The following is a 25,476-nucleotide window of genomic DNA, read 5'->3' on the forward strand; positions in this document are numbered from 1 at the left end:
GGGACCGTCCGGACGGGACGTCGCACGCGCGGCGGGACGCCCGTCCGGCCCGACCGTCCGGCCTGGGCGGGCATGTCCGCCGCACCCGGGAGCGACCGGGAACACGTGACGGCGACGAAGATTTCTCAATTACGCCTAGTGACCGTCGCAACCCTCCTAGTGTTGGCCACACCGGTGCTAGTCACGGAGTTGGCCACCCGAACGACGTCCCACGCAGACAGCGGACGAAAAGTGAGGGAAGACGCGGATGAAGGCAAAGACAGTTCTCGGATCGGCGGCGGTCGGCGTGGGCCTCGGCACACTGCTGCTCCCGGCCGCCGCCCTCGCGGACACCACCGTCTCACCGGCCACCACTCCGGTCGGCGGGACCGTCGTGCTCACCACGACGTCGTGCAACCCGAAGGCGGGTGACGCGCTCTTCCGCGTCACCGGTCCCAACCGGGACCAGAACGTCAGATCCACCACCGCCGCGGCGGGCGGCGGCCTGAGCGCCGAACTCTTTACCGCCGGGTTCACCCTCGGCACGTACACGGTCACCGCCACCTGCGGCGACGGCACCAACGGCGGCACGGCCAGCTTCACGGTCACCCCGATCGGCGGCGCGCAGGCCGGCGCCGGCGGCCGGGACGGCGACACGGGCGTGCTGGTAGCGGGCGGCGCGCTGGCCGCCGCGGCGGTCGCCGGCGGAACGTACGTGCTGGTGCGCCGCCGCCGACGGGCCACCACCGTCGCCTGACGGCCCGCCACACCATCCCTGAGCGGGTGCCCGCGCCGGTCGGACCGGCGCGGGCACCGCGTCCACGACGGACGGAGGTGGAACCCTGTCGTCGCAGCGCCACCCCGCGGGCGGGCCGTCGCGAGCCCGCACGGCCGCCGTCGTCGCCGCGCTCACCCTGGCCGGCGCCACCGGCGCCGGGTTGCTCGCCGCCGGCCTCGGCACCACCGCCCACCCACCGCCCCAGCCGGGCGCCTCGGCCGCGCCGACCGTCGAACCCTCGGGCTCGCCCGGCCCGGTGCTCCCCCGCTCGGAGCCGGTCCGCGTCACCATCCCCCGCATCCGCGTCGACGCCGACATCGTCCCGGTCGCCACGGACACCAGCGGCGCGCTGGAGGTGCCGCCGCTGGACCACCCGGAGATCGCCGGCTGGTACCGCCGCGGCCCCACCCCTGGCGAGGCCGGCAACGCCGTGCTGGTGGGACACGTCGACTCGCTGCGCGGCCCGGCGGTCTTCTTCGACCTCGGCCGGCTGCGCCCCGGGGACACCGTCGAGGTCACCCGGGCCGACGGCCGGGTCGCGGTGTTCATCGTGGACGGCGTCGGGGCGTACCCGAAGGAGCGCTTCCCCACCGAGCGGGTGTACGGCGGCGGCGCCGAGGCCCGGCTCCGGCTGATCACCTGCGGCGGCCGGTTCGACCCGCGCACCGGCAGCTACCCGGACAACATCGTGGTCTTCGCCACCGCCGCCCGCTGACGCGGGCCGGACACCGCCGGGGCGCCGGCAGGCCGTACGGTGGGCCGTCAGTTCCTCGGCGGTGGAGGTGCGCGGTGGACCGGTCGGCGGTACGGACCCGGCGGCGCGGGCGGCTGTTGCCCGGTCTCGTCGCCCGCCTGCTCGGGCGCGCCGACGAGCCGGCCGGGCCCACGCCGCGCCGGGCCAACCCGGACGCCGTCGTCGACTGCGCGGTCTACGTGGCCGGTCGGCGGGAGCCGGGCCGGCCGCACTACGCCGACGCGTACGACCGGGCCCGGCGCACCCGGCGGGCGTTCGTCTGGCTCGGCCTGCACGAGCCGGGCCCCGCCGTGATGGCCGCGGTCGGGCGGACCTTCGGGCTGGACGAGCTGGCCGTGGCGCAGGCCCTCGCCGACGGGCACCGGCCCACCGTGCAGCGGCACGGCGAGGTGACGCTGCTGGTGCTGCGTACGGCCGGCTATGTGGAGCACACCGAGCTGACCGCCACCTCCGAGGTGATCGACACGGGGGACGTGATGGTGTTCCTCGGCGACCGGTTCGCGCTCACCGTCCGGCACGGCGCGACGGGCGCGCTGACCCCGGTGCGGGAGGACGTGCAGCGCCGGCCGGGCGTGCTGGCCGAGGGGCCGTGGGCGGTGGCGTACGCGGTCTGCGCCCGGATGGTGGACCTCTACCTGGAGGTCGCCGGTCATCTGGAACGGGACCTGGAACGGGTCGAGGAGAGCGTCTTCGCCCGTGACCGGGACGCCGACATCCAGCACATCTACCAGCTCAAGCGGGAGGTGGTGGAGTTCAAGCGGGCGGTGCTGCCGTTGCAGGCGCCGCTGCGCGCGCTGCTGGAGCAGCGGGGCGAGGGCCCGCCGCCGGCGCTGCACCGCTGGTTCGCCGACGTGGAGAGCCGGCTCACCCGGGCCGCGGACCGGATCGGCGCGTACGACGAGCTGCTCAACTCGATCCTCCAGTCCCGGCTGGCGCAGCTCGCCGTGGAGCAGAACAACGACATGCGCAAGATCGCGGCCTGGGCGGCCATCGCGGCCACGCAGACCGCGGTGGCCGGGGTCTACGGGATGAACTTCGCGCACATGCCGGAGCTGGGCTGGCGGTACGGCTACGCGGGCGCCCTGCTGCTCATGGCGACCGCCGCGGTCACCCTGCACCGGCTGTTCCGGCGCTCCGGCTGGCTCTGAGGCGTCACGAGCCGGCCAGATCGGACAGTTCGGCGTCGAGCAGCTCGGCGAGGCGGTCCACCCGCCACGCGTCGGACTCGGCCGTGATGCCCCGGCTGGGCATCTCCACCGTCATGAGCAGGTAGAGGTGCAGCCGGTAGAGCCCGAGCCGGCGGCGCGCCCCGGCGTCCAGCGGGAACGGCGCGACCGCCCGGTACGCCCGCACGAGCGGGTCGTCCGGCTCGTCCTCGGCGCGCCGGAACAGCAGCGGCGACACGAGGTCCAGCAGCCGGTCGCCCCAGAGGTGGCGCTCGCCGTCGACGAGCCCGCTGAGCCGGGGCGTCCCGCCGGGACCGTCGACCGCCAGGATGTTGCCGGCCCAGCCGTCGAAGTGCAGCAGCGCCGGGCGGCGTACCGCGTCGAGGACGTGGGCGTGCCGGTCGACCAGCTCGCGGATGCGGGCCGCCGGCACGGGCAGCGGCACCGCCCAGTCCGCCGCGTCGGCGAGCAGGTCGTCCAGCATGGCCGTGTACGCGCCCCGCCACGTGGACGCGCCGGTCCGGCCACCGTCGTAGCCGTAGCGGTCGCCGGTGACGGCGTGCAGCGTGGCGAGCGCGCGGCCGAACTCGGCCCGGACCGGGCCCACCTCGGCGCCGGCCCGGGTCAGGTCCCACAGGGTGCGGCCGGGCAGCAGGCCGGTGAGCAGCCAGTCGCCGAGCACCGGGTCGTGGCCGTGGTGCAGCAGCGGCGGCACCGGCACGGCGGGCGCCCGCGCGGCGACCAGCCGCAGGTAGCGGGCCTCCGCCCCGATCATGTCGCGCTCGTAGCGCAGCAGCGGCACCTGCGGCGGCGGTCCCACCTTGAGCACCACGGCCCGCCCGTCGTCGAGGGCGACCGACCAGACGGCGGCGAACCCGCCGCCGGCCAGCGGCCCGCAGTCGGCCACCCCGGGATTGGGGTCGAGCGACGCGGCCAGGTAGCGCCGGACCTGGTCGGGGTCGAGGCGGCGTTGGGTCGGGCTCATGTTCCGCACCAGGCTAGCGGCCGGGCCGTGCGGGCGCTGTCCCGGAACGGCCGGGCGGGGTTCCGTAGGCTGGCCCGCATGATGTGGCGGCGATATGTGGCGATCGGCGACAGCACCACCGAGGGGCTGGACGACCCGGACGAGGCGGGCGGCTACCGGGGCTGGGCCGACCGGTTCGCCCTCGCGGTGGCCCGCGCCCAGGGCGGCCTGGAGTACGCCAACCTCGCCATCCGCGGCCGCACCACCGCGCGGATCCGCGCCGAGCAGTTGCCGGTGGCGCTGGAGCTGGCCCCGGACCTGGCGACCGTGGTGGCCGGCATGAACGACGTGCTGCGACCCTCCTTCGACGCCGACCGGGTGGTCGAGGACGTGCGCGCCATGCAGCGGGCGCTGGTCGGCCAGGGTGCCACCGTGCTCACCTTCACCCTGCCCGACCCGGCGCCGGTGATGCCGCTGGCCCGTCCGTTGCGGGGCCGGGTGCTGGCGCTGAACGAGGCGGTCCGCGCGGCCACCGCCGAGACCGGCGCCACCCTGCTCGACCTGGGCGCGCATCCGGTGGCCTCCGACCCGCGGCTGTGGAGCGACGACCGGCTGCACGCCAACTCGGCGGGCCACGAGCGGATCGCCGCGGCGCTCGCCCACACCGCCGGCCTGCCCGGGTACGACGACTCCTGGTCGCGCCCCCTGCCGCCGGCCGCCCGCCGGCCCCGCCACGAGGCGGTCCGGGCCGAGCTGGCCTGGATGCGGCGGCACCTGCTGCCCTGGCTGGGCCGGCACGTGCGCGGGCGTTCGTCCGGCGACGACCGGGTGGCGAAGCGGCCGGTGCCCCTGCCGGTGGACCTTCCGGCGGACTGAACAGTCCGCTTAGGCCGACCTGAGGTACCGAACCCGGCCGGGTTGCGGCCGGGAGGTTGCCATGCGGTGAACCGGTGACGAGGATCACTCGGAGGATCGGTCCCCGGCCTTCATGGACGGAGACCTGGCGACAAAGGAGTCCCCCGATGCCTGATCTCCACCGGCGCACCCTGCTGCGCGGCGCCGCCGCCGTGGCGGGCGGCGCCGTCCTGGGCGGCCCGTTCATCGGGTTCGTGGCGCGTGGCGAGGCCGGCGCGGTCGGCCTACGTCCGGCACCCGACCCGACCCTGGGGCCCGTGCCGGACCTGCGCGACGGCACGGTCCGCCTGCACCTGCCCGACGGCTTCCAGTACCGCTCGTTCCACGACACCGAGTTCCCCGTGACCCTGGACGACGGCACGCGGCTGCCCGGCCGGCACGACGGCATGGGCGCCTTCCGCGGGCCGGACGGCACCGTCCGGCTGGTCCGGAACCACGAGGTGAACAACCCCGGCCCCGCCTTCGGCGACGCCGCCGCGGCGTACGACCCGATGGCGCAGGGCGGCACCACCACGGTCGAGGTCACCCGCCACGGCGAGGTCCGGCGCTCGTGGACCAGCCTGAACGGCACCATGATGAACTGCTCCGGCGGCCGGATGCCCTGGGGCAGCTGGATCACCTGCGAGGAGACGGTCAACGGGCCGGACGTCGGCCCGGACTTCACCGGCACGTCCAACGTGCCGCTCACCCAGCCGCACGGCTTCATCTACGAGGTGCCCGCGGACGGGCAGTCGGACCGGGCGCCGATCACCGCCGCCGGCCGGTTCGCGCACGAGTCGGTGGCCTACGACCCGCGCGGCGGGCACCTGTACCTGACCGAGGACAACTTCGGCTTCCCGTCCGGCTTCTACCGGTACACGCCCCCGGTGGACCCCATGAAGTGCGGACGGCTGGCCGACGGGGGCCGGCTGCAGATGCTCGCGGTGCGCGGTCGCCGCAACCTGAACCTGGCCGCGGCGCAGCGGCGGCACGCGACGTACCCGGTGCAGTGGGTGGACATCGACGACCCGGCGCCGCGGTTCCCGTACACCCCGGGCCAGGCCGCGCCGACGACGAACGACCAGGCGCTGACGTACGTCTCCCGGCAGGGCTGGGACCGGGGCGCCGCGTACTTCTCCCGGCTGGAGGGGTCGGCGTACGACGACGGCGTCGTCTACTTCACGGCCACGCAGGGCGGTGGCCCGGCCGAGACGTCGACCGGCCCCGTCGCCGACGGGTTCGGCAACGGGCACGGCCAGGTGTGGGCGTACGACTGCCGGGCGCAGGTGCTCCGGTTGGTGTACGAGTCGCCCGGGCCCGACGTGCTCGATTTCCCGGACAACGTGACCACCAGCCCGCGCGGCACGCTGGTCGTCTGCGAGGACAACGTGAACGACAACTACGTGCGCGGGCTCACCCCGCGCGGCGAGTTGTTCGACATCGCGTTGAACCGGCTGGTCAGCAGCACCGGAGCGGACCGGTCCAACGACGAGTTCGCCGGCTCCACCTTCAGCCCGGACGGACACACGCTGTTCGTCAACATCCAGGCGAGCCGGGGGATGACGTTCGCGATCTGGGGTGACTGGTCCCGGATCGGGGTCTGAGCCGCCGGCCGCGGCGGGTGGGGCAGACCACCCGCCGCGGCCCGGTCAGGCTCAGGCGTGCTCGATCGGCCGGCGGGTACGCCCCCGCTTCAGTTCGAAGAACCCGTCGGTGCCGGAGACCAGCAGCACCCCGTCCCAGAGCCGGCCGGCGTCCTCGCCGCGCGGGATCGGCGCGACCACCGGCCCGAAGAACGCGTGCGTCCGCCCGTCGGCGCCGGTGACGTGGATGGTCGGTGTGCCGAGGTCCTCGCCGACCGGCGCCAGCCCGGCCCGGTGGCTGGCCAGCAGGGCCTCGTCGTGGTCGGTGGTGTCGGCGGCGTCGGCCAGGTCGACGGAGAGGCCGACCTCGCCCAGCGCCGCCGTGTACAGCTCCCGGCCGATGGGGGCGCGCCCGTGGTGGATCCGCTCGCCGAGCGCGGTGTAGAGGTCGCCCAGCACCTCGGGGCCGTACTTCTGCGCGGCGGCCACGCAGACCCGGACCGGGCCGAGGCCGGGCTTCAGCCATTCCCGGTACCACTCCTCCAGGTCCTCGCGGCCCTCGTTGAGCAGGGACAGGCTCATCACGTGGAACCGGACGCGAACCTCGCGGACCCGCTCCACCTCCAGCAGCCAGCGGGAGGCGTTCCACGCCCACGGGCAGCGCGGGTCGAACCACATGTCGGCGGTGGTCATCGTCGTCTCGGTCCCTTCGCGAGTGTCGCTTGCCGAGTCGACGGTATGCCGCGAAGTGGCCCATCAGGAGAGCCAATACATGCCGTGATTGTTGGGCCAATCTGCTGCCGTCAGGCGCGCTTCAGCAGCTCCCCGCGTTCGGTCTCGACGGCGGCCAGCCGGGCGCCCAGTTCGGCGGCCCGCAGCTCGAGCACCCGGCGCAGGGCCGCCACCTCCCCCTGCGACCGGGCGGTCTGGTCCCGGGACCGCTCGACGCGGCGCAGCACGACCACGTCGGTGAACGGGTTGTCCAGCCAGATGTCGGTGAACCGGGTCAGCTCGTCCATCCTTTCGGTGGCCGGGTCGAGGGCCGGCCCGGGCAGGTCGGCAAGTTCTGTCCGGAGCGCCGCGAGCGCCCGGTCGACCCGCGCGGACGCGTCGGCCGCCTCGTCGAGGATGTCGTGCTTGACCAGGCCGGTGACCAGGCCGCCGCCCAGCGCGTCGTACGTCGACCAGTCCGCCGCGCGGCTCAGCAGCTCCCCCAGGTGGTGCAGGGCCGACTCCGCGTTCCGCGCCTCGCCGACGGCCTCGGTCAGTTCCCGGTGCTCCGCCGTCAGCCGGCCGCGTTGTTCGGCCAGCTCCAGCAGCCGCGGGCGGCGCGGATCGTCGGAGGCGGTGAGCAGGCGCTCCCGCTCGTCGAGCAGCGCCGCGTACTCCCCCGGCGCCGTGGCCAGCCGCCGCCGGCGGGCCTGGGTCCGCGCCGACTGGTCCCGCAGGGCCGCGAGCAGCCGCTCCGCCTCGGCGAGCCGCAGCCGGGCCGCGTCCGCCTCGGCGCGTTCCCGTGCCAGCACGTCGTCGCGACCGCCGCGGACCGCGGCCAGCACCCGGCTCAGGGTGAGGCCCTCCAGGCGCTCGACGTCGGCCTGCTCGGCGTCGAGCCGCTCGCGCAGGGCGGAGACGGCGGCGCGCGCCGCGCCGATCCGCACGGACAGCTCCCGCAGCCGCTGCCCGGCCAGGTCGTACTCCCGGATCGCCGCCGCGGCCGCCGCGAGCCGCCGGTCGATGTCGTCGTCCATGCCGTCATTGCACTACCGGCCCGCAACCGCCGGCGGCCCGCTGGTGTTCGCCCGCGCCGGGTTTGACCACCGGCGCGGTGGGAAGACACGCGCGCCGCGCGGGCCGGCCGGCCCGACGTCGCCGGACGCACCCGTCCGGGCCGCGGCGGACCGCGAGGAGGACCGATGGCCCAGGCGGCCACCAGACCGAGAAGCGCCAGGAAAGCCACCGGGGCCCGCAAGGCCCCGATGCCGAACAAGGCGGCGGCGAAGAAGGCCGCGACCGCCACCAGGCGGGCGACGGGGGCGACCGCCGCCAAGACTCCCGGCGAGAAGCCGACCCCGACCACCGCGCGGGTGGCGCGGAAGAAGGGCACCTCGGCCACCACCGCGACGCCCACCCGGAGGCCCACCGCCAAGGCGGTCGCCGCGAAGAAGGCCACCACGGCGGCGAAGAAGGCCCCCGCCACGAAGGCCACGGCGAAGAAGGCGCCCGCCAAGAAGGCCGTGGGCAAGAAGGCGCCCGGCACCAGGGCGGCGGCGAAGAAGGCGCCGGCCACGCGGACCACGGCGAAGAAGGCGCCGGCCGCCAAGGGCACGGCCCGCGCGGCCACCGCCAAGAAGGCCGCGGCCGGCGCCAAGGCCCAGCGGGTCGCGGCGACACGGACGCCGGCGAGGAAGGCGACGACCATGGAGTCGTACGGCAGCCGGCGGACGGCCCGGACGAGCGGCCGGTGAGCCGTCGGCGAGAATGACCCGGTGGCGAAACGCGGTGCCCGCCGGAGCGCGGCCGACCCGACCGAGGGGCCCTGTCCCTGCGGCTCCGGCCTGCCGTACGCGGACTGCTGCGGGCCGATCCACCGGGGCGTCACGGCGGCGGCCACCGCCGAGGCGCTGATGCGTTCCCGGTACAGCGCCTTCGCCGTGGGTGACGCCGGCTACCTGCTGCGCAGCTGGCACTCCACCACCCGCCCGCCCCGGCTGGGGCTGGACCCGGGCACCCGGTGGACCCGGCTGGAGGTCCTCGACACGGACCGGGGCGGCCTGTTCGACACCGAGGGCACCGTCGCGTTCCGCGCGCACTACCGGGAGGCCGGCCGGCCCGGCACGGTGGCCGAGCACAGCCGGTTCGTCCGGGAGGACGGCCGCTGGGTCTACCTGGACGCCCTACCCGGCTGACCGCCGGCCGGCGGTGATCCGCCCACCGGCCGGCGTACGCCCGTCAGGGTCCGGCGACCGCGGCCCGCGACCGCAGGCCGAGCAGGTCGACCGCCCTCTGGACCAGTTGCTCCGGGGGCGCCGCCACCTCCAGCACCACGCCGGATTCGTCCGGCCCCAGGGGCTCCAGGATCGCCCGCTGCGAGTCGAACAGGCTGGCCGGCATGTAGTGCCCGACCCGCCGGTCCAACCGGTCCCGGATCAGCTGGGCGGCCCCGTCGAGGTGCAGGAACTCCACGTCCGCCGGCCCCTGCCGCAGCACGTCCCGGTACGCGCGCTTCAGCGCCGAGCAGGTCAGCACGGTGGACACCCCCTCGGCGTGCCGGTCGGCCATCCACCCGGCCAGGGCGCGCAGCCAGGGCCACCGGTCCGCGTCGGTCAGCGGAATGCCGGCCCGCATCTGGGCCACGTGCGCCTCGGTGTGGAACTCGTCGGCCTCGGCGAACCGCAGTCCGGTCAGCTCGCTGATCCCCCGGGCCACCGTCGTCTTGCCCGCGCCGGACACGCCCATCACCACGACGTGCCGGGTGGGCGGCCGCTCACCAGTCATGGACGGTGCCGTCCTTGAGCCGGTTGAACGGCAGGTACGCCGGCTGGTACGGGAACCGGGCCGCCGCCTCGTCGTCGAGTTCCACGCCGAGGCCGGGCTGCTCGCCCGGGTGCAGGTAGCCGTCGGTGAAGGTGAACGACTGCCGGAACACCTCGTTGGTGAGTGGGCCGTGCTGCATGTACTCCTGGATGCCGAAGTTGTGGATGGCCAGGTCCAGGTGGAGCGCGGCGGCCATGCCGACCGGCGAGATGTCGGTCGGGCCGTGGATGCCGGACTTGATCTGGTACTGGGCGGCGTAGTCCAAGAGCTTGCGCATGGCGGTGATGCCCCCGGTGTGGGTGACGGCCGACCGGACGTAGTCGATCAGCTGTTCCCGGATCAGCGTCTGGTAGTCCCACACCGTGTTGAAGACCTCGCCGATGGCCAGCGGGGTGGTGGTGTGCTGGCGGACCAGCCGCAGCGCCTCCTGGTTCTCCGCCGGGGTGCAGTCCTCCAGCCAGAACAGGTCGTACGGTTCGAGCGCCTTGCCGAGCTTCGCGGCCTGGATCGGGGTCATCCGGTGGTGGCCGTCGTGCAGCAGCGGCAGCTCGGGGCCGAACTCGGTGCGGACCGCCTCGAACACCGCGGGCAGGTGGCGCAGGTAGGCGCGGGTGTCCCAGTCCTCCTCGGCGGGCAGCGGGATGCGCTGGGCGGGCTCGTAGTCGTACCGCTTGCCGTCGATGCTGGGCTGGGCGGCGACGCCGTACACGGCGTTGATGCCGGGCACCGCGGTCTGCACCCGGATCGACCGGTAGCCCAGCTCCAGGTGCGCGCGGATGGAGTCGAACAGCTCGGGCAGGTCCCGGCCGGAGGCGTGCCCGTACGCCATGATCCCGGTGCGGGACGCGCCGCCGAGGAGCTGGTAGAGCGGCATCCCGGCGGCCTTGGCCTTGATGTCCCAGAGCGCGACGTCGACGGCGGCGATGGCGGCCATGGTCACCGGGCCGCGCCGCCAGTAGGCCGACCGGTACAGGAACTGCCAGGTGTCCTCGATGCGGTGCGGGTCGCGCCCGATCAGCAGGGGGACGACGTGGTCGGCCAGGTAGGACGCGACGGGCAGCTCTCGGCCGTTGAGGGTGCCGTCGCCCAGCCCGGTGACGCCCTCGTCGGTGGTGATCCGGAGGGTGACGAAGTTGCGGTCGGGGCTGGAGACGATCACGTCCGCTGCGACGATCTTCACGCGGGTGCCTTTCTCGGGGTGGTCAGCGAAGGGTGTCGCCGGGTTGCCGGGAGTCCAGGAGGGACAGCTCGTTCCGGCGCGGCAGCGTCTCCCAGTCGCCGTGTCCGGCGACGGCGAAGGCGCCGAGGGTGACCGCGCGGCGCAGCCGCCCGGCCAGGTCGAGCCCGTCGAGGTGACCGGAGAGGTAGCCGGCCGTGAAGGCGTCCCCCGCGCCGACGGTGTCGACCGCCGTCACGGGCAGCGCCGCCGCGTGCCGGCGACCCTCCCGGGTGTACGCACGCGCGCCGTCGCCGCCGAGCTTCACCAGCACGGTCGACACGCCCCGGGCCAGCAGCCCGGCCGCCAGCGTCTCCTCGTCGTCGCCGGGCGCGCCGACCAGGTCCAGTTCGTCGGCCGAGGCGACCACCACCGAGGCGTGCCCGGCGAGCGGGGTGAGCACGGCCCGCGCGTCGTCCCGGGACCACAGCTTGGCCCGGTGGTTGACGTCGAGGCAGACCAGCGTCCCGGCCCGGGCGGCCGTCTCGGCGGCCCAGGCGGCGGCCTCCCGGGCGCGGTCCGAGAGCGCCGGGGTGATCCCGGTCAGGTGCAGCACCCGGGCGCCGGCCGCCAGGGCGGGCCGCAGGTCGTCGACGCCGAGCGCCGACCCGGCCGAGCCGGCCCGCTGGTAGAGCACCCGGGTCAGGTCGGCGGTGCGCCGCTCCAGGAACATGAGCCCGGCGGGGCGCTCGGGGTCGCGGAGCACGTGCGTCACGTCGACGCCCTCGGCGCGCAGCTGGCGCAGCAGGAAGGCGCCCAGCTCGTCGTCGCTGACCCGGCCGGCGAAGGCCGCCCGGTGGCCGAGCCGGGCCAGGCCGATGGCCACGTTGGCCTCCGCCCCGGCCAGGTGCGGGGTGAGCGCGCCGCCGGCCGTGAGCGGCCCGGTCGAGCGCAGCGAGACCAGCGCCTCCCCGAAGGTGAGCAGGTCAAGGCCGCTCATGCGACGACCCCGCGGAAGGCGTGCGGTCCCGTCCTCATGCGACGGCGGCCAGGTAGGCGCGGGCCCGCTCGCGGAGGGCGTCGAGGTCACCGCCGGAGGCGGCGTCGCCGACCAGCGGGCCGCCGACGCCGACGGCGATCGCCCCGGCCGCGAGGTAGCCGGGCAGCTCGGCCAGCCCCACCCCGCCGACCGCGACGAACGGGATGTCCGGGAACGGGTCGCGCAGCGCCTTCAGGTACGCCGGGCCGCCCAGCGAGGCCGGGAAGAGCTTCACGGCGGCGGCTCCCGCCCGGACGGCCGCGTACGCCTCGGTGGGGGTCAGCGCGCCCGCGGCCACCGGCAGCCCGCGGCGGGCCGCCTCGCCGATGGAGTCGACGACGGCCGGGGTGACGACGAACTGCGCGCCGGCCGCGGCCACGTCGGCGACGGCGGCCGGGGTGAGCACGGTGCCCGCGCCGACCAGGGAGCCGGGCGGGGCGGCGGCCCGGATCGCGGCGATGGCGTCCAGGGCGCCGGGCGTGGTCAGGGCCACCTCGACCACGCGGACGCCCTCGGCGAGCAGGGCGGTGCCGGTGGCGATGGCGGCGGTCGGGTCGGTGCCGCGGATGACCGCCAGCAGGCGGGTGGCAGCGAGTTCGGCGGTGAGGTCGAGGGTCATGGTCACCATTCCGCGTAGGAGCCGTCCCGGTGCCGCCACATGGGGCTGCGCCAGGCGTGGCCGCGCTTGTCGGCGGCACGCACCGCCGCCTCGTCGATCTCGATGCCCAGGCCGGGCGCCGTGAGCCGCTCGACGTACCCGTCCACGAAGGTCAGCGGCGTCTTGTCGAGGCAGTAGTCGAGCACCTCGGCGCCGAGGTTGTAGTGGATGCCGATGCTCTGCTCCTGGATCAGGTAGTTCGGCGTGGCGAAGCCGACCTGCAGGCAGGCCGCCAGGGCGATCGGGCCGAGCGGGCAGTGCGGGGCGAGCTGGACGTCGTACACCTCGGCCAGCGCGGCGATCTTGCGGACCTCGGTGATGCCGCCGGCGTGCGAGAGATCCGGCTGGGCGACCGCGATGCCGGCCTGGAGGACGGGCAGGAACTCCTGCCGGCTGTAGAGCCGCTCCCCCGTCGACACCGGCGTGGTGGTGGAGCGGACGAACTCGCCGATCAGGTGCGAGTTCTCCGGCACCACCGGCTCCTCCAGGAAGAAGGGCCGGTAGGGCTCCAGCAGCGGGGCGACCCGGCGGGCGCTGGCCAGGCTGAACCGGCCGTGGAAGTCGACCGCGACGTCCCGGTGGTCGCCGAGCACCTCGCGGGCGGCGGCCACCCGCTGGACCACGCCGTCGAGTTCGGCCACCGAGGCCACCGCGCTCATCCGGCCGGCGGCGTTCATCTTGACCGCCGTCAGGCCCGTGTCGAGGGCGGCGCTGATCTGGTCGCGGACCTCGCCGGGCTCGTCGCCGCCGACCCAGCCGTACACCCGGATCCGGTCCCGGACCGGGCCGCCGAGCAACTGGTGCACGGGCGCGCCCCAGTGCTTGCCGGCGATGTCCCAGAGCGCCTGGTCGAGGCCGGCCACGGCGCTGGCCAGGATCGGGCCGCCCCGGTAGAACGACCCCTTGGTGAGCACCTGCCAGTGGTCCTCGATGCGCAGCGCGTCCCGGCCGATCAGCAGCTCGGCGAGCTGGTCGACGGCGGCGCGGACGGTCTCCGAGCGGCCCTCGCAGGTGGCCTCGCCCCAGCCGACGATGCCGGATTCGGTCTCCACCCGGACGAACAGCCAGCGGGGCGCGACCAGGAAGGTCTCGATGCGCGCGATGGTGGTCACGGTGCTCAGCCCTTCGTCGCGCCGGCGGTCAGGCCGGAGACCACGTACTTCTGCACGAACAGGGCGATCACCATGATCGGCAGTGTCACCACGGTGGCCGCGGCCATGAGGCCGCCCCAGTCGATGCTGGCGTACCCGACGAAGTCGAAGATCGCCACCGGGAGGGTCTTGGTGTCCGCGCCGGAGAGCACCAGGGCGAACATGAAGTTGTTCCAGGAGAAGATGAAGGACAGGATGCCGGCGGTGGCGATGCCCGGCACCGACAGCGGCAGGGTGATCCGGCGGAACGCGCCGATGTGAGTGAGACCGTCGACCAGCGCCGCCTCCTCCAACTCCTCGGGCAGGCCGTCGAAGAAGCCCATCATGATGTAGACGATCAACGGCAGCGAGACGAACATGTGGCTGAGGATCAGCACGGTGAAGCCGCCGACCAGCTGCAGGTTGGAGAAGACGTAGTACCAGGGCACCAGCAGCGAGACGCCGGGGATGACCCGGGCCATCAGCACGACGAGGGCCGACTTCTTCATGTTGAACCGGCTCATCGAGTACGCGGCCGGCACGCCGAGGATCAGCGACAGCACGGTGGCGGCGAACGCCACCCAGAGGCTGTTCCCGATGAACTGGACGTAGTGCGACTGCTGCAGGACCTTGGCGTAGTTGTCCAGGGTGGGCGAGAAGACCAGCGCCTTGCCGGTGTCGTAGATGTCGACGTTGGTCTTGAAGGACGCGGCGATCATCCAGAGCAGCGGCGTGACCAGCGACAGCACCACGACGACGAGCGCCACCACCCGGAACACCCGGTACGCGGGACCGGCCTTCATCGCTTGGCCTCCTTACGACGCGCGGTCAGGGCCCACATCGACCCGATGATGATCAGGAAGAAGAGGATGAGGACGGTGGAGGAGACGCCGTACTCGTTGTAGTCGAAGCTCAGCCCGTAGGCGTACACGTTGAGGGTCTCCACCTCGTGGAAGGAACCGCCGCCCTTGCCCTTGGTGGCATAGAGGATGTCGAAGGTCTTCAGCGCGTCGATGCCGCGCAGCAGGATCGCGACGATCACCGTGGGCATCAGCAGCGGCAGGGTGACGTGCCGAAACCGCTGCCAGGTGCTGGCGCCGTCGATCCGCGCCGCCTCCTGGGGTTCCTCGGACAGCGAGGTCAGCCCGGCGAGCAGGATCAGCACCACCATCGGGGTCCACTGCCAGACGTCGATGAAGATCGTGGTCGGCAGGGCGGAGTGCTGGCCGGCGAGCCACGGCTGCGGGCCGATGCCGAACCAGCCGAGCACCTGGTTGGCCAGGCCGATGTTCGGGTCGAAGATGAGCCGCCACATCATGCCGACCGCGACCGGGGTGGCGACCAGCGGCATGAGGATGGCGACCCGGACCCACTTCTGGCCCTTGAACGGCCGCCACAGCAGCAGCGCGATGGCCATGCCGAGGACCACCTCGAACAGCAGCGCGACGAGGGTGAAGCCGGCGGTACGGCCGACCGCCGGCCAGAACCGGTCGGTGTCCGACAGGACGTCGAGGTAGTTCTGGAAGCCCACGAACTCGCTCTCGGCGCGGACGGACCCCTCGGCGTCGGTGAGGCTGAGCCAGGCGGTCCAGCCCAGCGGGATCACGATCAACGCGGCCACGAAGGCCATCGCGGGCGCGGCGAACAGCCACTTGCGGTGGTCGTTGGCCCAGCGCGCCCAGCCGGGCGTGTCGGGCATGACGCCGGCGCCGCCGGGCGCGCGGCGGGGGGTGGTGACGGTTGCCATGGGATCTCCGGGGTGGGCGGACCGACAGGGGTACGCGGGTGGTGGGGCGAGCCGCCCCACCACCCGCGCGCGTGCTACTTGGCCTCGTCGTCCAGGAACTTCTGGAAGGCCTCGTTGGCGGTGTCGGCCGCGGCCGCCGGGTCCTTGCCGGTGATCGCGTCGACGATCGGCTGGCCGACCAGCTCGCGGGCCTGGCCGACCTTCACGACCACGGGCCGGTCGTGGGCGACGCCGCCCTGCGTGCTGGCGTTGATGGCCTCGACCAGGTCCTTCGGGTAGTTCGCGGTGCCCTCCGGGTTGGCCCAGACCGAGGTACGGGCGCTCGGCACACCGGCCTTCTGCTGGGCGAGGGTCTGCTCCTTGCCGGTGGCCCACTCGATGAACTTCCAGGCGTTGCTCTTGTTCTTCGAGGCGTCGTTGACGCCCAGCGCCCACGACGGGATGTTGTACGGCTTGGAGCCGGCCGGGCCCGCCGGGAACGGCGCGAAGCCGACGGTGTCGGACACCTTGGACTTGGCCGGGTCGGTGGCGTTCTTGTAGAGCGAGTTGGCCTCGGTGTAGAAGGCGGCCTTGCCCTGGGTGAAGATGGCCATCGCCTCGGGCCAGCTCATGTCGGTGCTGACGTTGGCCGGGCCGGAGTCCTTGATGAGCCCGCCGTAGAAGGCGTACGCCTGCTTGGCGGCGTCGCTGTTGACGGTCGCCTTGCCGCTGCCGTCGACGAAGTCACCGCCGAAGCTGTAGAGGAAGCTGGAGAACTGGGTGACCGCCGGCGACTTGCCGGTGCGGGCCACGAAGCCCGCGGTGCCGGGGACGCTCGCCTTGATCTTCGCGGCGGCGGTCTTCAGCTCGTCGAGGGTCTTCGGCGGGGCGCTCAGGCCGGCCTTGGCCAGCAGGTCCTTGCGGTAGTACAGGACCTCCTGCTCGGTGATGATGGGGACGCCCACCGGCTTGTCCTTGTACGTGGTGGCCTCGACCGGGCCGGACTGGAAGTCGGAGTAGTCCCAGTCCTTGCTGGACTTCACGTGGTCCGAGAGGTCGGCCAGGTACTTGTTCTTGGCGAAGAGCTTCCCCTCCTGGAGGGGCCGGTACATCATCACGTCCAGGTCGGACGAGCCGGCGTTGAGCTTGACGTTGTACTGGTCGGAGAGCTGGTCCTCGCCGAGCTGGGTGATCTCGACCTTGAGCCCGGTCTGCTTCTCGAACTCGGGCAGGGCCGCCTTGATGTTCTCGGTCCAGACGTGGTTCGCCAGGGTCACGCGCACCGTCTTGGACGCGCCGCTGTCGTCGCCACCGCCGCCGCAGGCGGCCAGGCCCATGGCTGCGACCACGGCCAGAGACGTACCGAATATCGATCGACGTCGCACGTCATCTCTCCTTTTCTCGTGGTCGCCGCCCCGGGGGAAGAGCGCCACAACGCTGTAACGTCCGCTTAACGACCGGATGCTAGGCCGAAAAAGCTGACTTATTCAAGGGGTGATCGCCAACTGATATGCTCCGACCCGTGGATCACTCCTCCTCCGGGGGCGAGACCGGGCTGCACGCCCGCGTACTCGACGAACTCGGCACGGCCGTCTGTGGCGGCGAACTGGCCGCCGGCTCCGTGCTCAACATCGACGAGCTGGTCGACCGGCACGCGGTCTCCCGGTCGGTGGTCCGCGAGGTTCTCCGGGTGCTCGCGTCCATGGGCCTCATCGAGACGCGCCGCCGGGTCGGTGTGCTGATCCGACCCGCCGAGGCGTGGAACGTCTTCGATCCGCAGGTGATCCGCTGGCGGCTCGCCTCCGCCGGCCGGATGGCGCAGCTCCGCTCGATCACCGAGCTGCGGACCGCGGTCGAGCCGCACGCCGCCTGGCTGGCCGCCGGACGGATCTCCCCCGACGACGCCAGCGACCTGGTCGGGGTCGCGGCGAAGATGTGGGCCGCCGGGCAGGCCGGGGACGAGGACCGGTTCCTGCGCCTGGACATCGAGTTCCACCGCCGGGTCCTCGCCGCCTCCGGCAACGAGATGTTCGGCAAGCTCCAGGAACTCGTCGCCGAGGTGCTCACCGGCCGGCACCACTACCACCTCATGCCGCACCACCCGGACCAGCAGGCGTTGCAGCTGCACGCCGACGTGGCCGCGGCGATCCAGCGCCGCGACGGCGAAGCGGCCCGCCGCGCCATGGTGCAGATCATGGAGCAGGCGTTCGACGAGATGAAGTCGATGTGGGAGCAGACCACCGGCTGAGCCGGCCTTCCCACCGGGGACCGGATCGGGGCGTAGACTGGGCGCGGCGCAGTCCTGCGCCCCACCTCCATCCCGGTGCTCACGCCACCGGTCCCGCGGAGGCAAAGGGGGCCCCGAGCCCTCGGGACGCGGTGCCGACAGGCCCACCGACGCGCCACATGCCCTGGGCGGGGTCGACGGGAGCGTGAGTCCCTGCGACCACGCCCGTGGACAGGGAGCATGTGATGACGAGTCACAAGTCGTTCAAATCCCGGGTGCGCACCCGGATGGCCCGCACCGGCGAGAGCTACACGAGCGCCCGCCGGCAACTGCTGGCCCGGTCCGGAGCCGCCGTCGCGGCCCCGGAGCCCTCCTCCCCCGCCCGGACCCAGATGGACCGGATCTCCGCCGCGCTGCTGCGCGAGCGCACCGGCCACGACTGGGACGGGTGGTTCGGCCGGCTCGACGCCTGGGGCGCGATCGACCGGACCCACACCGAGACGGCGCGCTGGCTGGTCACCGCGCACGAGGTGCCGGGCTGGTGGGCGCAGACCATCACCGTTGGGTACGAGCAGGCGCGCGGGCTGCGCACCCCCGGCCAACGGCGCGGTGGCGGCTTCGAGGCCACCGGCACCCGCACCGTGGCCGTGCCGGTGACGGTGCTGTTCGAGGCGTTCGCCGACGAGGCGGTACGCCGCCGCTGGCTGCCCGACGTGGCAGTCCGGGTCCGCACGGCCACCGCACCGAAGAGCTTCCGGGCGGACTGGGCCGGCGGGCCGAGCCGGATCGCGGTCGGCTTCACCCCGGTGAGCGGGACGAAGGCCCGGGTGGCCGTGCAGCACGAGAAGCTCACCGACGCCGCGGAGGCCGACCGGCTCAAGGCGTACTGGCGGGACCGCCTCGCCGCCCTGAAGCAGCTGCTGGAGCAGCCGGAGGTGACCCGATGAGCACCGCCACGTTCGTCAACCTGCCGGTGGCCGATCTCGACCGGGCGGTGGAGTTCTTCACCGCCCTGGGCTTCACGGCCCGGCCCCGGCAACCCGGCGCGGACAGCGCCCAACTCAGCCTCGGCGACACCACCCACCTCATCCTGCACACCCCGGCGGCCTTCGCCGCGTTCGCCGGTGCCGGGGTATGCGACACCGCCACCAGCCGGGAGGTGATCGTCGGTCTCGGCGTCGACCGGCGGGAGCGGGTGGACACCCTGGTCGACGTGGCGGTCCTCGCGGGTGGCACGTCCCTCGGCCCCGGTCAGGACCTCGGGTTCGGATACATGCGCGGGTTCCGGGACCTCGACGGCCACCAGTGGTCGTTCCTGCACGCGCCCGGCTGAGCCGGCGGTGGGGCCGGCGGCCGGGCGGCTGCCGGCCCCACCGTCAGCCGAACGCGACCGCCGCCAGCCAGCGGTCCAGCAGCGTCGCGTCGCCGAGCACCTCGACCACGGCGGTGTCGACCGGGCGCCGCCGGTAGACCATCAGCAGCAGCTCGGTCACCGGGCCGCGGACCGCCACGGCGGCCTTCTCGTGCGCCCGCCGCCAGGCGAGGGTGTCCCCGGTGAGGTCCACGAGCCACTCTCCGCCCAGCTCGGCGGGCACGTCGGTGGCGTGGAGGTGCAGGGTGCGGTCGGGGCCGAGCAGGTCGCGCCGGTGCGGGAAGATGTCCAGCATCTGCGGCAGGGAGCCCAGTTCCATCCACTCGTCCAGCGCGTCGACCGCCACCGCCGGGTCGACGGCGAAGTCCACGCCCAGGGCGAGGGCGGCGTCGGCCCGGTGCAGCAGCGTCTCGTGGGCGAACCGGCGGGCCCAGAACACCCCGGCGGCCGGCACCGGCATCGGCGTCCAGGTCGCCACGTCGGGGCCGGCCTCGCCGAGCGCGTCGGCCAGCGCGGCGGCGCTCTCCACCAGCCAGGGGCCGACCACCGCCGGTTCCTCCCGGGCGTACGGCGACAGGTCGCGGAAGTGGGTGTCCGACGGCGGCTGCTCGGCCCGGGTGCGGACCACCTCGGCCGCCCAGCGCTGGCCGCCGCCGAGGTGCCGGGTCAGCTGGCCGACGTTCCACCCCGGGCAGGAGGCGACGGGCGTGGTCAGGTCGGCGCCGTCGAGGTGGGTGCGGAACAGGTCGCTCTGGGCGACGATCTCGGCGCGGTGGCGGTCGAAGCTCAGAGCGGTCATCAGCCCAACCTAGTGGCCGCCCGGCACCGCGGCGGGAGCCGTCGGCGGGTGTTCCGTCCCGGCCGGCGCCGCCGGTCAGGGGGTACGGGGCACGGGCTGGGCCAGCGCGCCGATCTCCCGTGGCAACTCCGACATGGCCTGCTCGAACTCGGCGTGCCCGACCACCCGGTGCAGGGTCTGCAGCACCGCCCGCGCGCCCTTCTCGGCGATGTCCGGCGCGGTGCCGGCGCGGTCGGCCACCCGGCGCAGGAACTCGTCGTACCCGAAGACCTGCGGCTCCTCGGGGCGGGCCCGGGCCAGCAGCGGGCGCAGCTCGTGCGCCACGTGGTCGGCCAGGTCGGCCGCCTCGCCGCCGCTGATCCGTTCGGCGAGGGTGCGCAGGGTGGCCTCGGTCAGGGATCGCGCGGTCTTCGCCGGGAGGCCCGCCCGTTCGGCCACCTTCGCCACGAACTCCAGCTCCGCCATTGCTCGGTCCTTCCGTCCCGGAGACCGGGTGGCTACCCGCCGACGACCACCACAAACGGCCGCCGTTCGGGCGGTGTCGGCGAACTCCGGCAGGCGGCCGGCACTCAAGCCCGGGCGGCGCGGTTCAGTGGGAGAAGTACAGCCGGATTCGGGTGCCCGCGCCGCCGGTGGCGACGGCAACGTCGTCCGCGAGGCTCCAGGCCAGCCACATCCCACGGCCGCCCTCCTGGTGGTGGGAGGGCGGGACGTAGCCGGCGGTCTCGTCGGGCAGCCCCGGTCCCCGGTCGGACACCTCGACGACCAGCGTGTCCGCCTCGGACCAGCAGGCCATCTCGGCGGACCCCGCGGCGCGCAGAGCGTTGATCACCAACTCGTGCGTGGCGAGAACGACGTCGTCGGCCCTGGCACCCCAGCCGTCGACCAACCAGGTCAGAGCGCCATGGCGGGCCTCCCTGGGTGTGCCGACCGACGTCACCGCGGCGCTCCGGGGACGCTCCCGCCACTCCGGCTGCACGGAGCGGATGAACTGCTGCGGATCCTCGTATGCCGGGGTGGGGACCGGTGTGTCTCCGCCCCAGGTGAGCGGATGGGTGCGGGCGACGGCCTGGAGCACCGCGTCGGGGAGCCGCTCGGCGTCGTGCAGGCACAGGCTGTAGTACGGCATGTCGGCGTAGCACCTGTTGGCGACGGCCTCGAACCGGCTCCACTGCCGGCCGTCGTCACGGGCCAGCCAGACCGGTTCCGCGACCAGCCGCCAGGTCGGGACCGAGTCGCGCAGTGCACGGAGGTCCCGGTCGTAGGCCCGCAGGGTGTCGTGCCCGCCGCGCCACCAGCCCTCGGCGGGGGTGAAGGTCGCCAGCCGCGCCACGTCGGCGCCCATCTCGTCGGCGAGCAGCGTCCGCACCCGCTCTCCGGCGACGACCAGCACCGGTTCCCCTCGGGAGAGCCCTTCGGCAGCGAACGGCACCACCCGGTCGATCAGCTCCCTGTCGCTGCGGAAGGCGAACCCCTCGTGAGCGAAGGTCCTGCCGTCCCAGGCTCCCGTCGGGCGGATCCGGGTCATGCGGACACCTGCCCGTCCAGGAGGTCGAACAGCTCAAGGCAGCGGGCCACCGCCCGCCGCGGCCCGACCGGACGCAGGTCCACACCGACCTCCGCCAGTCGCCGAACCGCCCGCTTCAGCATGCGGGCGCCCGCGACGTCGAGGAAGTCGAGGTCCCACAGGTCGAGCACGACCTCACCCTGGGCTCCGCCCGCGAGGTCTACCAGCGCGGGAAACACGTGGTCGGCGAGGCTGAGGTCCACGTCGCCGTGCAGCGCCAGCCGCGGACCGCGAGCGGACAGATGCCCCAGAGGCTCTCGGTCCCCGTGGTGCTGAATCGGGTGCAGGACGGTGAGAGGGCCGAGCACGTCGTCGCCCAGAAAGGCGTCATACAGGCACATTCCGGTCAACGGTGGGCCGCTGCCGGCCAGCTCGTCGGCGAGGCCCTCGTAGATGTGCAACTGCCGCAGGCCCTCCGACCCGGCCCGCGCCAGCACGCTGCCGTCCGCGGCCACCCGTAGCCCGCGGTGGCCGCGATCGAGGGCGGCGTCCACCGCACCCCGGAAGTGCCGCACCTGCGCGACCGGGTCCAGGGCCCGACCGGAGCCGTACATGTCCGCCGCCGCCAGGATCTCGAGCTGACCGCTGGCCAGCAGCTCAGCACGTCTGGGCAGGGAACTCACGGCCGCCAACATCGCCGCTTGCGACTCTCCGACCAGCAGCAGCCGCTCACCGCGCTGTCGTCCCTCCTCCAGGAAGGGCACCACCGTGGCGGCGAACCCCGCCGCGTCGGCGAACGTCCAGCACGCGTGGTCTCCGGGGTGCAGGCCTGTTGGCGAGTACCACCGCCGCAAGGCAGTCACGGCGACCAGGCTACCTGCGGATTTCACCGGTCGCACCCTGGCCGGCGGCACCCCCGCTGTCAGGCGATGGCGCGCGCCGCGCTGACGATCGCGTGGACGCCGATGCCCGCCCGGTCCATCTGCTGGGTCGGCGTGCCGGAGCCGGGCAGCCCGCGTACGGCCAGGTGGCTGACCCGCACCGGCTCGGCCAGGTCCGCCAGCTCCTCGAGCACGGCGGACCCCAGCCCGCCCTGCGGGTAGTGGTCCTCGACCACCACCAGCCGGCCGCCGGTGTCCCGCACGGCGTCGAGCAGCCGCTGCCGGTCGACCGGCTTGACCGAGTAGAGGTCGACGACCCGCGCGTCGATCCCCTCGCGGGCCAGCTCGTCGGCGGCCGCGAGGCAGTTGTGCACCGTCACCCCGGCGCCGACGAGCGCCACGTCGCTCCCGTCGCGGACCACCTTGCTGCCGCCGATCGGGAAGTCGTCCCCGTTGTCGTAGAGCACCGGGTACTTGCCGCGGGTGGTGCGCAGGTAGCTCACCCCCTCGCGGTCCACCATGGCGGCGACCAGGGCCGCGCAGGAGACGGCGTCGCTCGGGTAGAGCACGGTCGACCCGTGCACGGCCCGCAGGGCGGCGATGTCCTCCAGCCCCATCTGGGAGGGGCCGTCCGGGCCGATCTCCACCCCCGCGTGCGAGCCCGCGAGCGCGATGTCGGCCCGGGAGATGCCGGCCATCCGGATGAAGTCGTAGGCGCGGGAGAGGAACGCGGCGAAGGTGGCCGCGAAGGGCCGGTAGCCGCGGACCCGCAGCCCCACGGCGGCGGCGATCAGTTGCTGCTCGGCGATGAACATCTCGAAGAACCGGTCCGGGTACGCCTCGCCGAACTTGTCGGCCCGCGTGGAGTCGCTGACCTCGCCGTCGAGGGCCACCACGTCCGGCCGGACGCCCAGCGCGCGCAGCGCGTCCCCGTACGCGTTGCGGGTGGCCACCTTCGCCCCCTTCTCGTACCGGGGCAGCTCCGGCGGCTTGCCGGCGGCGGGGGCGGGCGCCGGCGGCGCGGCGCCGGGCCGGGGGCCGGCGACCCGGATCTGCCGCACGCCGCCGAGGGCCTGGACGGCCCGCTCGGCCTGGTCCGGCTCGAGGGCCTTGCCGTGCCAGTCCGGCCGGTTCTCGATCTCGGGCACGCCCTTGCCCTTGACCGTCCGGGCGAGCACCACCGTCGGGCCGGTCGCCTGCCGGGCCTGCCCGAACGCCTCGTCGATCGCCGCCAGGTCGTGCCCGTCCACGACGAGCGGGTGGCAGCCGAACGCCTCGACCCGCCGGCGGTAGGTGTCCAGGTCCCACTCCAGCTCGGTCGGCCCCCGCTGGCCGAACCGGTTCACGTCCACGATCGCGGTGAGGTTGCGCAGCCCGTAGTGGCCGGCCTTGTCGAGGGCCTCCCAGATGGAGCCCTCGGCCGTCTCGCTGTCGCCGCACAGCACCCAGACGTGGTACGGCAGCTTGTCCAGGTACCGCCCGGCCAGGGCGACACCGACGCCGACCGGCAGCCCCTGACCGAGCGAGCCGGTCGCGACGTCGACCCAGGGCAGGACGGGGGTGGGGTGGCCCTGGAGGCGGGAGTTCGACTGACGGTAGGTCTCCATCAGCTCCTGCTCGCTGATCGCGCCGGTCGCCCGGAAGACGGCGTACAGCAGCGGCGACGCGTGCCCCTTGGAGAAGATCAGGTGGTCGTTGGCGCGGTTGCCCGGGTAGGACCAGTCGTAGCGCAGGTGGCGGGCGACCAGCACCGCGAGGAGGTCGGCGGCGGACAGGCTCGACGTGGGATGGCCGGAGCCGGCCTGGGTGCTGGCTCGGATCGAGTCCACCCGGAGCTGTGCGGCCAGGTCCGCCAGCCCGGTCAGCTCCTCCTCGCGCAGGGTGCGCTCTGCTTCCATGGTCACGCCGCGTCGCCTCCGTCCGGGCCGGCCCAGGGCCGCTTCCGCCCATACGGTAATCATGAAACACCGGAATTTTCGGGCAACGACCTATTCGACCGAACCCGACGGGCGGGACGGCGGGTGGCCAGCCGGCCCGCCAGCAGCAGGTACGGCAGCACGGCCACCGCGAAGGCGACCGCGTTGCCGGCCGCGCCCGCCATGACGCCGTACCCCGCGTAGACCGCGATGATGGTCAGGTCGGTGGCCATCCCCGCCACCGAGGTGACGGTCGCCCGGTCCGGCCCGGTGATCCGGGCCTGGAGCCGGACATCGGCCAGCACGGTGGCGAGCTGGAACGCCGCGAACGCGACGCCGACCAGGACGAACCCGGCCGGGTGTCGGAGCAGCGCCCCCGCGGCCAGGGCCAGCGCCGCCCCGGCCAGCAGGGCGGCGAAGCCGCGGTCGGTCAACCGCTCCCCCACCGGGGCCAGCAGCCCGCCCACCGTCGTGCCGGCCCACACCAGCAGGAGCAGCAACGGCACGCCGACCGCCGGAATCCCGGTGTCCCGGGCCAGCAGCGGCGTGTACTCGTCGAGGCCGCCCCAGACCGCGGCGACCGCCGGCACCAGCAGCAGCGCCGCCCGCACCGACCGGTCCGCACGGGCCTCGGCCAGCCCGCCGCGCAGGCTGGCCCACCAGCCCGCCTCGTCCGGATCGGGCTGGGCCGCGCAGGGCTGGGTCTCGCCGGGCGGGATCGCGCTGGCCGCGGCCGGCTGGGTCGCGTCGGCCGGGTCGTGGCCCGGTGGCTCCGCGGCGCGGTGCTCGGGGAACCGGGTGGCGGCCGCCGCGGCGGCCAGGCACGCGGCCACGCTGGCCGCGCCGACCGCCGGATAGCCGCCGAGGGCCAGCACCGGCGCGGCCAGCCCCATGGCGGCGACCACCCCCAGCAGCTCGGCGGTCTTCGCCCGGCCGGTCAGGCGGGCGTACCGGCCGGTGGCGCCGAGCCGGTCGAGTTCCGTCCAGACCAGCGCCTCCAGCGCGCCGGAGCGCAGCGCGCCGCCCGCGCCCCAGAGCAGGAAGCCGACGGCGAACGCCGGGTAGGACGGGACGAACACCCAGAGCGCGAAGCCGGCGGCGGCGAGCAGCGGGGCGAGGCAGAGCAGCAGCCGCCGGGAGACGGCGTCGGCCCAGGCGCCCGAGGGCACCTCCAGCAGGATGCCGGCGGCCGACCAGAGCACGAACAGCGAGGAGATCTGCCCGACCGGCAGCCCGGTGTCGGCGAAGAGCAGCGCGTACACCGGATAGAGCAGGACCAGGTCGGTGAGGAACGCGTAGGCGTAGAGGGTGGCGGCGAGCCGGCGCTCGGCGGGCACGCGCGCGGAGACGATGAGCATGAGGCCTTCCCACGGGGACGTGACGGACACCGGAACGTGCGGTGTCCGCGGTGGC

At 74.1% G+C, this 25,476-nt stretch carries 27 protein-coding genes; 10 read left to right on the forward strand and 17 right to left on the reverse strand.

Annotated features, from left to right (window positions below):
* Positions 1–247: 247 nt before the first annotated feature.
* The 3 genes from FXF50_RS27565 (at position 248) to FXF50_RS27575 (ending at position 2,659) form a co-directional block, all read left to right on the forward strand.
* On the forward strand, positions 248–736 hold the full coding sequence (locus tag FXF50_RS27565) for a hypothetical protein (RefSeq protein ID WP_148431844.1): 489 nt from the start codon (positions 248–250) through the stop codon (positions 734–736).
* 85 nt (positions 737–821) lie between these two features.
* Entirely contained in the window at positions 822–1,472 is a 651-nt protein-coding gene (locus FXF50_RS27570) for a class F sortase (protein WP_148431845.1), read from the forward strand.
* Positions 1,473–1,546: 74 nt separating this feature from the next.
* Positions 1,547–2,659, forward strand: coding sequence for a magnesium and cobalt transport protein CorA (locus FXF50_RS27575; RefSeq protein WP_148431846.1), 1,113 nt, complete (start codon positions 1,547–1,549; stop codon positions 2,657–2,659).
* Positions 2,660–2,663: 4 nt separating this feature from the next.
* Here FXF50_RS27575 and FXF50_RS27580 read toward each other — a convergent pair whose 3' ends face one another.
* The gene (locus FXF50_RS27580) at positions 2,664–3,662 is read right to left on the reverse strand and encodes a phosphotransferase family protein (protein ID WP_148431847.1); all 999 of its coding nucleotides are present in this window, start codon (positions 3,660–3,662) and stop codon (positions 2,664–2,666) included.
* A 78-nt stretch (positions 3,663–3,740) separates the two neighbouring features.
* Here FXF50_RS27580 and FXF50_RS27585 point away from each other — a divergent pair, with 78 nt between their 5' ends.
* Both FXF50_RS27585 and FXF50_RS27590 read left to right on the forward strand, forming a co-directional pair.
* Positions 3,741–4,517: an SGNH/GDSL hydrolase family protein gene (locus FXF50_RS27585; protein ID WP_148431848.1), complete on the forward strand. Its 777-nt coding sequence runs from the start codon at positions 3,741–3,743 to the stop codon at positions 4,515–4,517.
* A gap of 146 nt (positions 4,518–4,663) precedes the next feature.
* Positions 4,664–6,139 carry a PhoX family phosphatase gene (locus FXF50_RS27590; RefSeq protein WP_148431849.1) on the forward strand — a complete coding sequence of 492 codons (1,476 nt, stop codon included), beginning with the start codon at positions 4,664–4,666 and terminating at the stop codon, positions 6,137–6,139.
* Positions 6,140–6,190: 51 nt separating this feature from the next.
* On the opposite strand, the gene FXF50_RS27595 is transcribed toward FXF50_RS27590, so the two are convergent.
* Positions 6,191–6,811, reverse strand: a complete 621-nt coding sequence (locus FXF50_RS27595; RefSeq protein ID WP_148431850.1) for a disulfide bond formation protein DsbA — start codon at positions 6,809–6,811, stop codon at positions 6,191–6,193.
* A 110-nt stretch (positions 6,812–6,921) separates the two neighbouring features.
* Complete coding sequence (locus FXF50_RS27600; RefSeq protein WP_148431851.1) at positions 6,922–7,866, reverse strand: hypothetical protein; 945 nt, start codon at positions 7,864–7,866, stop codon at positions 6,922–6,924.
* Between the two features lie 165 nt (positions 7,867–8,031).
* Between FXF50_RS27600 and FXF50_RS29495 the strand changes: the two genes are divergently transcribed.
* Both FXF50_RS29495 and FXF50_RS27610 read left to right on the forward strand, forming a co-directional pair.
* Positions 8,032–8,583, forward strand: coding sequence for a histone (locus FXF50_RS29495; protein WP_187399854.1), 552 nt, complete (start codon positions 8,032–8,034; stop codon positions 8,581–8,583).
* 21 nt (positions 8,584–8,604) lie between these two features.
* Entirely contained in the window at positions 8,605–9,024 is a 420-nt protein-coding gene (locus tag FXF50_RS27610) for a YchJ family protein (RefSeq protein ID WP_148431852.1), read from the forward strand.
* A 43-nt stretch (positions 9,025–9,067) separates the two neighbouring features.
* Here the strand turns inward: FXF50_RS27610 and FXF50_RS27615 are convergent, their stop codons facing one another.
* The 8 genes from FXF50_RS27615 to FXF50_RS27650 form a co-directional block, all read right to left on the reverse strand.
* Positions 9,068–9,613: a gluconokinase gene (locus tag FXF50_RS27615; RefSeq protein ID WP_148431853.1), complete on the reverse strand. Its 546-nt coding sequence runs from the start codon at positions 9,611–9,613 to the stop codon at positions 9,068–9,070.
* Positions 9,603–10,832, reverse strand: a complete 1,230-nt coding sequence (manD, locus tag FXF50_RS27620) for a D-mannonate dehydratase ManD (protein WP_148431854.1) — start codon at positions 10,830–10,832, stop codon at positions 9,603–9,605. The genes FXF50_RS27615 and manD overlap by 11 nt, the downstream gene beginning before the upstream one ends.
* A 22-nt stretch (positions 10,833–10,854) precedes the next feature.
* The gene (locus tag FXF50_RS27625) at positions 10,855–11,808 is read right to left on the reverse strand and encodes a sugar kinase (RefSeq protein WP_148431855.1); all 954 of its coding nucleotides are present in this window, start codon (positions 11,806–11,808) and stop codon (positions 10,855–10,857) included.
* A gap of 34 nt (positions 11,809–11,842) precedes the next feature.
* Positions 11,843–12,466 (reverse strand): bifunctional 4-hydroxy-2-oxoglutarate aldolase/2-dehydro-3-deoxy-phosphogluconate aldolase, encoded by a 624-nt coding sequence (locus FXF50_RS27630; protein WP_255510220.1) that lies wholly within the window; start codon positions 12,464–12,466, stop codon positions 11,843–11,845.
* A gap of 2 nt (positions 12,467–12,468) precedes the next feature.
* Positions 12,469–13,617 (reverse strand): galactonate dehydratase, encoded by a 1,149-nt coding sequence (dgoD, locus tag FXF50_RS27635; protein ID WP_148431857.1) that lies wholly within the window; start codon positions 13,615–13,617, stop codon positions 12,469–12,471.
* A 5-nt stretch (positions 13,618–13,622) separates the two neighbouring features.
* Positions 13,623–14,438, reverse strand: a complete 816-nt coding sequence (locus FXF50_RS27640) for a carbohydrate ABC transporter permease (RefSeq protein ID WP_148431858.1) — start codon at positions 14,436–14,438, stop codon at positions 13,623–13,625.
* Positions 14,435–15,382, reverse strand: coding sequence for a carbohydrate ABC transporter permease (locus FXF50_RS27645; RefSeq protein ID WP_255510221.1), 948 nt, complete (start codon positions 15,380–15,382; stop codon positions 14,435–14,437). Before FXF50_RS27645 ends, FXF50_RS27640 begins: the two co-directional genes overlap by 4 nt.
* A gap of 74 nt (positions 15,383–15,456) precedes the next feature.
* A complete protein-coding gene (locus FXF50_RS27650) occupies positions 15,457–16,710 on the reverse strand; it encodes a sugar ABC transporter substrate-binding protein (protein ID WP_222866115.1) in 1,254 nt (417 codons plus the stop codon).
* Between the two features lie 173 nt (positions 16,711–16,883).
* Between FXF50_RS27650 and FXF50_RS27655 the strand changes: the two genes are divergently transcribed.
* From FXF50_RS27655 to FXF50_RS27665, 3 genes are all read left to right on the forward strand, one after another.
* Positions 16,884–17,609 carry a FadR/GntR family transcriptional regulator gene (locus FXF50_RS27655; protein WP_255510222.1) on the forward strand — a complete coding sequence of 242 codons (726 nt, stop codon included), beginning with the start codon at positions 16,884–16,886 and terminating at the stop codon, positions 17,607–17,609.
* A 224-nt stretch (positions 17,610–17,833) separates the two neighbouring features.
* Positions 17,834–18,535 carry a hypothetical protein gene (locus FXF50_RS27660; protein WP_255510223.1) on the forward strand — a complete coding sequence of 234 codons (702 nt, stop codon included), beginning with the start codon at positions 17,834–17,836 and terminating at the stop codon, positions 18,533–18,535.
* Entirely contained in the window at positions 18,532–18,921 is a 390-nt protein-coding gene (locus FXF50_RS27665) for a VOC family protein (RefSeq protein WP_148431860.1), read from the forward strand. The genes FXF50_RS27660 and FXF50_RS27665 overlap by 4 nt, the downstream gene beginning before the upstream one ends.
* A gap of 43 nt (positions 18,922–18,964) precedes the next feature.
* Here the strand turns inward: FXF50_RS27665 and FXF50_RS27670 are convergent, their stop codons facing one another.
* The 6 genes from FXF50_RS27670 to FXF50_RS27695 all read right to left on the reverse strand — a co-directional run bounded on the left by FXF50_RS27670 (position 18,965) and on the right by FXF50_RS27695 (position 25,421).
* Positions 18,965–19,759 (reverse strand): maleylpyruvate isomerase family mycothiol-dependent enzyme, encoded by a 795-nt coding sequence (locus FXF50_RS27670; protein WP_148431861.1) that lies wholly within the window; start codon positions 19,757–19,759, stop codon positions 18,965–18,967.
* A gap of 75 nt (positions 19,760–19,834) precedes the next feature.
* Positions 19,835–20,224, reverse strand: coding sequence for a DUF2267 domain-containing protein (locus FXF50_RS27675; protein WP_148431862.1), 390 nt, complete (start codon positions 20,222–20,224; stop codon positions 19,835–19,837).
* Positions 20,225–20,348: 124 nt separating this feature from the next.
* Entirely contained in the window at positions 20,349–21,287 is a 939-nt protein-coding gene (locus tag FXF50_RS27680) for an anti-sigma factor RsbA family regulatory protein (protein WP_148431863.1), read from the reverse strand.
* Positions 21,284–22,129, reverse strand: a complete 846-nt coding sequence (locus FXF50_RS27685) for an MEDS domain-containing protein (protein ID WP_148431864.1) — start codon at positions 22,127–22,129, stop codon at positions 21,284–21,286. The genes FXF50_RS27680 and FXF50_RS27685 overlap by 4 nt, the downstream gene beginning before the upstream one ends.
* Positions 22,130–22,188: 59 nt before the next feature.
* Positions 22,189–24,045, reverse strand: coding sequence for a transketolase (locus FXF50_RS27690; protein ID WP_148431871.1), 1,857 nt, complete (start codon positions 24,043–24,045; stop codon positions 22,189–22,191).
* A 59-nt stretch (positions 24,046–24,104) separates the two neighbouring features.
* Positions 24,105–25,421, reverse strand: a complete 1,317-nt coding sequence (locus FXF50_RS27695; protein ID WP_148431865.1) for an MFS transporter — start codon at positions 25,419–25,421, stop codon at positions 24,105–24,107.
* Positions 25,422–25,476 lie beyond the last annotated feature (55 nt).

The sequence above is a fragment of the Micromonospora sp. AP08 genome (assembly GCF_008085935.1).
Taxonomy (GTDB): domain Bacteria; phylum Actinomycetota; class Actinomycetes; order Mycobacteriales; family Micromonosporaceae; genus Micromonospora; species Micromonospora chersina.

Coding starts and splice junctions, on each gene's coding strand:
- FXF50_RS27690 (WP_148431871.1), bottom strand. CDS start 24,045: ATGGAAGCAGAGCGCACCCTGCGCGAGGAGGAGCTGACCGGGCTGGCG.
- FXF50_RS27590 (WP_148431849.1), top strand. CDS start 4,664: ATGCCTGATCTCCACCGGCGCACCCTGCTGCGCGGCGCCGCCGCCGTG.
- FXF50_RS29495 (WP_187399854.1), top strand. CDS start 8,032: ATGGCCCAGGCGGCCACCAGACCGAGAAGCGCCAGGAAAGCCACCGGG.
- FXF50_RS27580 (WP_148431847.1), bottom strand. CDS start 3,662: ATGAGCCCGACCCAACGCCGCCTCGACCCCGACCAGGTCCGGCGCTAC.
- FXF50_RS27585 (WP_148431848.1), top strand. CDS start 3,741: ATGATGTGGCGGCGATATGTGGCGATCGGCGACAGCACCACCGAGGGG.
- FXF50_RS27600 (WP_148431851.1), bottom strand. CDS start 7,866: ATGGACGACGACATCGACCGGCGGCTCGCGGCGGCCGCGGCGGCGATC.
- FXF50_RS27630 (WP_255510220.1), bottom strand. CDS start 12,466: ATGACCCTCGACCTCACCGCCGAACTCGCTGCCACCCGCCTGCTGGCG.
- FXF50_RS27665 (WP_148431860.1), top strand. CDS start 18,532: ATGAGCACCGCCACGTTCGTCAACCTGCCGGTGGCCGATCTCGACCGG.
- FXF50_RS27695 (WP_148431865.1), bottom strand. CDS start 25,421: ATGCTCATCGTCTCCGCGCGCGTGCCCGCCGAGCGCCGGCTCGCCGCC.
- FXF50_RS27640 (WP_148431858.1), bottom strand. CDS start 14,438: ATGAAGGCCGGTCCCGCGTACCGGGTGTTCCGGGTGGTGGCGCTCGTC.
- FXF50_RS27595 (WP_148431850.1), bottom strand. CDS start 6,811: ATGACCACCGCCGACATGTGGTTCGACCCGCGCTGCCCGTGGGCGTGG.
- FXF50_RS27625 (WP_148431855.1), bottom strand. CDS start 11,808: ATGAGCGGCCTTGACCTGCTCACCTTCGGGGAGGCGCTGGTCTCGCTG.
- FXF50_RS27565 (WP_148431844.1), top strand. CDS start 248: ATGAAGGCAAAGACAGTTCTCGGATCGGCGGCGGTCGGCGTGGGCCTC.
- FXF50_RS27660 (WP_255510223.1), top strand. CDS start 17,834: ATGACGAGTCACAAGTCGTTCAAATCCCGGGTGCGCACCCGGATGGCC.
- FXF50_RS27645 (WP_255510221.1), bottom strand. CDS start 15,382: ATGGCAACCGTCACCACCCCCCGCCGCGCGCCCGGCGGCGCCGGCGTC.
- FXF50_RS27675 (WP_148431862.1), bottom strand. CDS start 20,224: ATGGCGGAGCTGGAGTTCGTGGCGAAGGTGGCCGAACGGGCGGGCCTC.
- FXF50_RS27615 (WP_148431853.1), bottom strand. CDS start 9,613: ATGACTGGTGAGCGGCCGCCCACCCGGCACGTCGTGGTGATGGGCGTG.
- FXF50_RS27670 (WP_148431861.1), bottom strand. CDS start 19,759: ATGACCGCTCTGAGCTTCGACCGCCACCGCGCCGAGATCGTCGCCCAG.
- FXF50_RS27680 (WP_148431863.1), bottom strand. CDS start 21,287: ATGACCCGGATCCGCCCGACGGGAGCCTGGGACGGCAGGACCTTCGCT.